At 67.0% G+C, this 1,604-nt stretch carries 1 protein-coding gene; it reads right to left on the bottom strand.

The window, feature by feature from the left end; translation table 11 throughout:
* Window positions 1-1,604 (bottom strand): DNA-directed RNA polymerase subunit beta (gene rpoB / locus ABZ459_RS52700; RefSeq protein WP_357989094.1); only part of this gene is annotated, 1,604 nt, incomplete at both ends.

The following is a 1,604-nucleotide window of genomic DNA, read 5'->3' on the forward strand; positions in this document are numbered from 1 at the left end:
CAGCAGCCGCTCCTCCGGGGTCAGCTCGGTCTCGCCCTTCGGGGTGACCTTGCCGACCAGGATGTCGCCGGGGACGACCTCGGCGCCGATCCGGATGATGCCGCGCTCGTCGAGGTCGGCCAGGACCTCTTCCGACACGTTGGGGATGTCCCGGGTGATCTCCTCCGGGCCCAGCTTGGTGTCGCGGGCGTCGACCTCGTGCTCCTCGATGTGGATCGAGGAGAGGACGTCGTCCTGGACCAGGCGCTGGGACAGGATGATGGCGTCTTCGTAGTTGTGGCCCTCCCACGGCATGAACGCCACGAGCAGGTTCTTGCCGAGCGCCATCTCACCGTTGTCGGTGCAGGGGCCGTCGGCGATGACCTGGTTGACCTCGACCCGGTCGCCCTCGGCGACGATGGGCTTCTGGTTGAAGGAGGTGCCCTGGTTGGAGCGCTTGAACTTGGCGACCCGGTACGTCGTACGCGTGCCGTCGTCGTTCATGACGGTGACGTAGTCGGCGGAGACCTCCTCCACCACACCGGCCTTCTCGGCGCTGATGACGTCGCCGGCGTCGGTCGCGGCACGGTACTCCATGCCGGTGCCGACCAGCGGCGCCTCGCTCTTGAGCAGCGGCACCGACTGGCGCTGCATGTTGGAGCCCATGAGCGCGCGGTTGGCGTCGTCGTGCTCGAGGAACGGGATCATCGCGGTGGCCACCGACACCATCTGGCGCGGCGACACGTCGATGTAGTCGACTTCCTCGGCACGGGCGAGCTCGGTCTCACCGCCCTTGGTACGGACCAGGACGCGGGACTCGGCGAACGAACCGTCGGAGTTGAGCGTCGTGTTGGCCTGCGCCTTGACGTAGCGGTCTTCCTCGTCGGCCGTCAGGTAGTCGATCTGCTCGGTCACCTTGCCGTCGACGACCTTGCGGTAAGGCGTCTCGACGAAGCCGAAGGCGTTGATGCGGCCGTAGGAGGCCAGCGAGCCGATCAGACCGATGTTCGGGCCTTCAGGGGTCTCGATCGGGCACATCCGGCCGTAGTGGGACGGGTGCACGTCACGGACCTCGAAGCCGGCCCGCTCACGGGACAGACCACCGGGGCCGAGCGCGGACAGACGCCGCTTGTGCGTCAGGCCGGCCAGCGGGTTGGTCTGGTCCATGAACTGCGACAGCTGCGAGGTGCCGAAGAACTCCTTGATGGAGGCCACGACGGGACGGATGTTGATCAGGGTCTGCGGCGTGATCGCCTCGACGTCCTGGGTGGTCATCCGCTCGCGGACGACGCGCTCCATGCGGGCCAGGCCCAGGCGGACCTGGTTCTGGATGAGCTCGCCGACGCTGCGCAGGCGGCGGTTGCCGAAGTGGTCGATGTCGTCGACCTCGACGATCACCTCACCGTTGGCGCCCGGCATCGACTCCTCGCCCGCGTGCAGGCGGACGATGTACTCGATGGTGGCGACGATGTCCTCTTCGGTCAGCGTGCCCTGCGTGATCTCGGAGTCGACCCCGAGCTTCTTGTTGATCTTGTAGCGGCCCACCTTGGCCAGGTCGTACCGCTTGGGGTTGAAGTACAGGTTCTCCAGCAGGGTCTGCGCCGACTCCTTGGTCGGCGGCTCAC

This window comes from Nonomuraea sp. NPDC005692 (assembly GCF_040631115.1).
In the GTDB taxonomy this organism is placed as follows: Bacteria; Actinomycetota; Actinomycetes; order Streptosporangiales; family Streptosporangiaceae; genus Nonomuraea.